Origin of the sequence: Pseudomonas emilianonis (assembly GCF_023072625.1) — a bacterium.
In the GTDB taxonomy this organism is placed as follows: Bacteria; Pseudomonadota; Gammaproteobacteria; order Pseudomonadales; family Pseudomonadaceae; genus Aquipseudomonas; species Aquipseudomonas paraveronii.
The window spans coordinates 1-6,177 of sequence record NZ_JAKNRV010000313.1 but is presented as its reverse complement, the minus strand read 5'-3'; the positions used below and the strand labels follow the sequence as shown (position 1 = coordinate 6,177).

Annotated in this window: 5 protein-coding genes; all 5 read left to right on the top strand. The window is 59.3% G+C overall.

The genetic code is table 11. The features are described from left to right. The coding region (locus tag L9Z73_RS23550) for a phosphatidate cytidylyltransferase (protein ID WP_247406177.1) at positions 1 to 558 on the top strand (558 nt) is incomplete at its 5' end. Further along, positions 555 to 1,745, top strand: coding sequence for a 1-deoxy-D-xylulose-5-phosphate reductoisomerase (gene ispC, locus L9Z73_RS23545; RefSeq protein WP_247406174.1), 1,191 nt, complete (start codon positions 555 to 557; stop codon positions 1,743 to 1,745). The genes L9Z73_RS23550 and ispC, both read left to right, overlap by 4 nt. 53 nt (positions 1,746 to 1,798) lie before the next feature. Continuing rightward, positions 1,799 to 3,151, top strand: a complete 1,353-nt coding sequence (gene rseP, locus L9Z73_RS23540; protein WP_247406171.1) for a sigma E protease regulator RseP — start codon at positions 1,799 to 1,801, stop codon at positions 3,149 to 3,151. A gap of 74 nt (positions 3,152 to 3,225) precedes the next feature. Further along, a complete protein-coding gene (gene bamA, locus L9Z73_RS23535) occupies positions 3,226 to 5,613 on the top strand; it encodes an outer membrane protein assembly factor BamA (protein ID WP_247406168.1) in 2,388 nt (795 codons plus the stop codon). A gap of 45 nt (positions 5,614 to 5,658) precedes the next feature. After that, positions 5,659 to 6,162, top strand: a complete 504-nt coding sequence (locus L9Z73_RS23530; RefSeq protein WP_003172279.1) for an OmpH family outer membrane protein — start codon at positions 5,659 to 5,661, stop codon at positions 6,160 to 6,162. Positions 6,163 to 6,177 lie beyond the last annotated feature (15 nt).

Here is a 6,177-nt window from a genome sequence, read left to right as displayed (position 1 = left end):
GTGCTGTGGTGGGCGTTGGCGACCTTCCTGGTGCTGACCTATCCGCGTACCAGCAGCCAGTGGTCCAGCGTTGCCTGCAAGCTGGTGATCGGCTTGTTGATTCTGCTGCCGGCCTGGCAAGGGCTGGTGGAGATCAAGCGCTTCCCGATCGGTAATGAATTGATCCTGGGGGTGATGGTGTTGGTCTGGGGCGCCGATATTGGTGCTTACTTCTCCGGTCGGGCTTTGGGCAAGCGCAAGCTGGCGCCGGCGGTCAGTCCGGGCAAGAGCTGGGAGGGCGTATACGGCGGCCTGGCCTTGACCTTGATCATTACGCTCGTGGTCGGTGTTGTGCGTGACTGGTCGGTGAAAGAGCTGTGCCTGGCCTTGCTGGGGACGGCCATCGTCGTGTTTATCTCGGTCGTGGGCGACCTCACTGAAAGCATGTTCAAGCGCCAGGCCGGGGTCAAGGACAGTAGCAATCTGTTGCCGGGTCATGGCGGCGTGCTGGACCGCATCGACAGTCTGACCGCTGCGATCCCGATCTTTGCCGTGCTGTTGTGGATGGCTGCTTCGTGAGCCGCCTGCAGCAGGTCACCGTGCTGGGTGCGACCGGCTCGGTAGGGTTAAGCGCCCTGGATGTGATCGCTCGCCACCCGGAACGCTATCAAGTCTTCGCATTGACCGGCTTCTCTCGCCTGACTGAGCTGCTGGCGCTGTGCGTGCGCCATGCGCCGCGTTTTGCTGTAGTGCCTGGGGCCGTTGCTGCGCGGGGCTTGCAGGATGACCTGCGCGCCGCTGGCCTTGCCACTCAGGTGCTGGTGGGCGAGGAGGGCTTGTGCCAGGTGTCGGCTGATGCCGAGGTGGATGCCGTGGTGGCGGCCATTGTCGGAGCCGCTGGCTTGCGCCCGACCCTGGCCGCTGTCGATGCCGGCAAGAAAATCCTGCTGGCCAATAAAGAAGCGCTGGTCATGTCCGGCACGCTCTTTATGCAGGCTGTGCGCAAGAGTGGCGCGATATTGCTGCCGCTGGACAGCGAGCACAACGCGATCTTCCAGTGCATGCCCGGTGATTTTGCCCGAGGCTTGAGCCAGGTCGGCGTGCGCCGGATTTTGCTGACAGCGTCCGGTGGGCCTTTCCGTAAAACTCCGCTGGCGGACTTGGAGCACGTGTCTCCGGATCAGGCGTGCGCTCATCCGAACTGGTCCATGGGGCGCAAGATCTCCGTGGATTCGGCCAGCATGATGAACAAGGGCCTGGAATTGATCGAGGCCTGCTGGTTGTTCGATGCACGGCCTGACCAGGTCGAGGTGGTGATTCACCCGCAAAGTGTGATTCATTCCCTGGTCGACTATGTGGATGGCTCGGTACTGGCGCAGTTGGGTAACCCCGATATGCGCACGCCGATCGCCAATGCCCTGGCCTGGCCTGAGCGGATTGACTCCGGTGTTGCGCCGCTGGACCTGTTCGCCATTGCTCGCCTGGACTTCGAGGCGCCGGACGAGCAGCGCTTTCCGTGCCTGCGCCTGGCGCGACAGGCAGCGGAGGCGGGCAACAGTGCGCCGGCGATGCTCAATGCGGCTAACGAAGTGGCTGTGGCAGCGTTTCTTGCACAGCGCATCCGCTTTCCGCAGATCGCGAGTATCATCGAGGATGTTCTGAGTCTTGAGCCCGTAGTGGCTGTGAATGATCTGGGGGCAGTGTTCGAGGCGGATGCCAAGGCCCGCGCCCTGGCCGAGCAATGGTTGGGCCGCAACGCGCGTTAGTCTGTGGACGCGTTTGCGTCTTCAGGCACTGGATTGGAATGCGGAGAAATTAGATGAGTGCGCTTTACATGATTGTCGGCACCCTGGTTGCTCTGGGTGTGCTGGTTACCTTCCACGAATTCGGCCACTTCTGGGTGGCGCGTCGTTGCGGCGTCAAGGTACTGCGCTTTTCCGTCGGTTTCGGCATGCCGTTGCTGCGCTGGCACGACCGCCGCGGCACCGAGTTCGTGATCGCCGCCATCCCCTTGGGCGGCTACGTCAAGATGCTCGATGAGCGCGAAGGCGAAGTGCCGGTGGATCAACTGGACCAGTCCTTCAATCGCAAGACCGTTCGTCAGCGCATCGCTATTGTCGCCGCCGGCCCGATTGCCAATTTCCTGTTGGCCATGGTGTTCTTCTGGTTCCTGGCCATGCTCGGCAGCGAACAGATACGCCCGGTTATCGGTGCGGTTGAGGCGGACAGCATGGCGGCGAAGGCCGGATTGGTCGCCGGGCAGGAAATTGTTTCCATTGATGGCGAGCCAACCACGGGTTGGGGGGCGGTCAATTTGCAGTTGGTGCGTCGCCTGGGCGAAAGCGGCACTGTCAATGTCGTGGTGCGCGAGCAGGACTCCTCGTCCGAGACCCCGCGTGAACTGACTCTCGACCATTGGCTCAAGGGTTCCGATGAGCCGGACCCGATCAAGTCCCTGGGGATTCGCCCATGGCGCCCGGCCTTGCCGCCGGTGCTCACCGAACTTGATCCGAAAGGCCCGGCCCAGGCCGCAGGTCTGAAAACCGGTGATCGCCTGTTGGCCCTCGATGGCCAGGCGCTGGGTGATTGGCAGCAAGTGGTCGACCTGGTGCGTGTGCGGCCTGATACCAGAATTGTGCTGAAAGTTGAGCGCGATGGTGCTCAAATTGACGTTCCCGTGACCCTGGCGGTACGTGGGGAGGCCAAGGCGGCCGGGGGTTACCTCGGTGCCGGGGTCAAGCGTCCGGAGTGGCCGCCTTCAATGATGCGTGAGGTCAGTTTCGGGCCGTTGGCAGCAATTGGCGAGGGTGCGAAACGCACTTGGACCATGAGCGTGCTGACTCTCGAGTCGCTCAAGAAAATGTTGTTCGGCGAGCTCTCGGTAAAAAACTTGAGTGGGCCGATAACCATTGCTAAAGTGGCGGGCGCTTCTGCCCAGTCGGGTGTCGCGGATTTCCTGAATTTCCTGGCTTATCTGAGTATTAGCCTTGGGGTTCTGAATTTGTTGCCCATTCCAGTATTGGATGGGGGGCATCTGTTGTTTTATCTGGTCGAGTGGGTGCGTGGTCGCCCCTTGTCGGATCGGGTGCAGGGTTGGGGGATACAGATCGGTATCAGTTTGGTGGTCGGGGTGATGTTGTTAGCCTTGGTCAACGATCTGGGACGACTGTAACGCTTCGCTGAATTGCGAATCTGCCGCATTTTGCGGCAGTTTGTTTATTGCCAGTTGGAATAAGAAAGGACTTCATGAAACGTCTGCTGCTAACTGCGGTTCTCACCGTATTGATGATCGCCGAAGTTCACGCCGAGTCCTTCACTATCTCCGATATTCGCGTCAACGGCCTCCAGCGGGTTTCCGCGGGTAGCGTCTTTGGTGCCTTGCCGTTGAACGTCGGGGAACAGGCTGATGACCGTCGCCTGGTGGAATCCACTCGTGCGCTGTTCAAAACCGGGTTCTTTCAAGATATCCAACTGGGTCGCGAAGGCAACGTCCTGGTCATCACCGTCGTCGAGCGACCTTCCGTCGCCAGTATCGAGATCGAGGGTAACAAGGCGATCTCCACTGAAGACCTGATGAAGGGCCTCAAGCAATCCGGCCTGGCCGAGGGCGAGATCTTCCAGCGCGCCACCCTTGAGGGTGTGCGTAACGAACTGCAACGCCAGTACGTTGCCCAGGGCCGCTACTCCGCGACCGTGGAAACGGAAGTGGTCCCGCAGCCTCGTAACCGTGTCGGCCTCAAGGTCAACATCAACGAAGGCACCGTGGCGGCCATTCAGCACATCAACGTGGTGGGCAACACCAAGTTCGCTGATGAAGACCTGATTGGCCTGTTCGAACTCAAGACCACCAACTGGTTGTCGTTCTTCAAGAACGACGACAAGTACGCCCGTGAAAAACTCTCCGGTGATCTGGAGCGTCTGCGTTCCTACTACCTGGACCGTGGCTATATCAACATGGATATCGCTTCGACGCAGGTGTCCATCACCCCTGACAAGAAGCACGTGTACATCACCGTCAACGTCAACGAGGGTGAGAAGTACAAGGTCCGCGACGTCAAACTCAGTGGCGACTTGAAAGTGCCTGAAGACCAGGTCAAGTCCCTGCTGCTGGTGCAGAAAGACCAGGTGTTCTCGCGCAAGCTGATGACCACTACGTCCGAACTGATCACCCGTCGCCTGGGTAACGAAGGCTATACCTTCGCCAACGTCAACGGCGTGCCGACCCCGCATGATGATGACCACACCGTGGACATCACCTTTGTGGTCGACCCAGGCAAGCGTGCCTACGTGAACCGCATCAACTTCCGTGGCAACACCAAGTCTGCGGACGAAGTGCTGCGTCGTGAAATGCGTCAGATGGAAGGTGGCTGGGCGTCGACTTACCTGATCGACCAGTCCAAGACCCGCCTTGAGCGCCTGGGCTTCTTCAAGGAAGTCAACGTCGAAACCCCGGCCGTACCGGGTGTGGACGACCAGGTTGACGTGAACTACGCCGTCGAAGAGCAAGCCTCTGGCTCGATCACCGCCAGCGTCGGTTTCGCACAGAGTGCCGGCCTGATCCTCGGTGGTTCGATTACCCAGAACAACTTCCTCGGTACCGGTAACAAGGTTTCCATCGGCCTGACCCGCAGCGAATACCAGAGTCGCTATAACTTCGGTTATGTCGACCCCTACTGGACCGCTGATGGTGTGAGCCTGGGTTACAACGCCTTCTACCGCACCACCGACTACAAAGACCTCGACGTCAACGTCGCGAGCTATGCGATCGACAGTCTGGGTGCGGGCGTCAACATCGGTTACCCGATCAGTGAGACCTCGCGTCTGACCTTCGGCCTGACCGCGCAGCAGGATGAGATCAAGACCGGTGTGTACACCGTGGATGAGATCTTCGACTTCACCCGTCGTGAAGGCGACAAGTTCCTGAACTTCAAGGCGTCTGCCGGCTGGTCCGAGTCGACCCTGAACAAAGGCGTACTGGCAACCCGTGGTCACTCCCAGAGCCTGACCCTGGAAGCCACCACGCCGGGCAGCGATCTGTCGTTCTTCAAGCTTGACTACCGTGGCCAGTTGTTCCAGCCGCTGAGCGACAATTACACCATGCGCCTGCACACTGAGCTGGGCTATGGTGACGGTTATGGTTCGACCAACGGCCTGCCGTTCTATGAAAACTACTATGCGGGTGGTTTCAACTCGGTCCGTGGCTTCAAGGACAGCACCTTGGGACCGCGTGGTACCCCTAGCCGTGGCGCTGGCGTGACGGGTAACACCGGAACCGTGGCGGACACGGACACTAGCGCGCTGCCATTCGGTGGTAACGTGCTGATCCAGGGTGGTGCGGAGATCCTTTTCCCACTGCCGTTCGTGAAAGATCAGCGGTCCCTGCGTACTTCGGTTTTCTGGGATGTGGGTAACGTATTCGACTCCAAGTGCGATCAGGTCACTAACCCGACTGGCGTGAAGTCCAATACACAGTGTAACGAAGTAAGCCTCAGCAACCTGGCGAGCTCCGTAGGTGTTGGCGTGACGTGGGTGACTGCGCTTGGTCCGTTGAGCTTTGCTCTGGCCATGCCGATCAAGAAACCGGATAACGCTGAAACCCAGATTTTCCAATTCTCCCTCGGCCAGACGTTCTAAGCGTCTGACCCAAGATAACGACAACGGATTCTGTAGGAGTACATCGTGCGTAAGTTGACTCAATTGGTTCTGCTGGCAACTGTGCTGGTAACCACCCCGGCCTTCGCCGAGATGAAAATCGCCGTCCTGAACTATCAGATGGCCCTGCTGGAATCCGATGCGGCCAAGAAGTACGCGGTGGATGCCGAGAAGAAATTCGGTCCGCAACTGACCAAGCTCAAAACGTTGGAAAGCAGTGCCAAGGGCATCCAGGATCGTCTGGTAGCCGGTGGCGACAAGATGCAGCAAGGCGAGCGCGAGCGCCTGGAGCTTGAATTCAAGCAAAAGGCCCGTGACTACCAGTTCCAGTCCAAGGAGCTGAACGAAGCCAAGGCTGTTGCCGACCGCGAAATGCTCAAGCAGCTCAAGCCGAAACTCGACAGCGCTGTGGAAGAAGTCATCAAGAAAGGTGCCTTTGACCTGGTGTTCGAACGCGGCGCCGTGATTGACGTCAAGCCTCAATACGACATCACCCGCCAGGTGATCGAGCGCATGAACCAGCTGAAGTAAGCCATGACCGCGATT

What these genes read in the sequence shown, in the direction of transcription:
- bamA (WP_247406168.1), top strand. Translation starts at nt 3,226, where the DNA reads ATGAAACGTCTGCTGCTAACTGCGGTTCTCACCGTATTGATGATCGCC.
- rseP (WP_247406171.1), top strand. Translation starts at nt 1,799, where the DNA reads ATGAGTGCGCTTTACATGATTGTCGGCACCCTGGTTGCTCTGGGTGTG.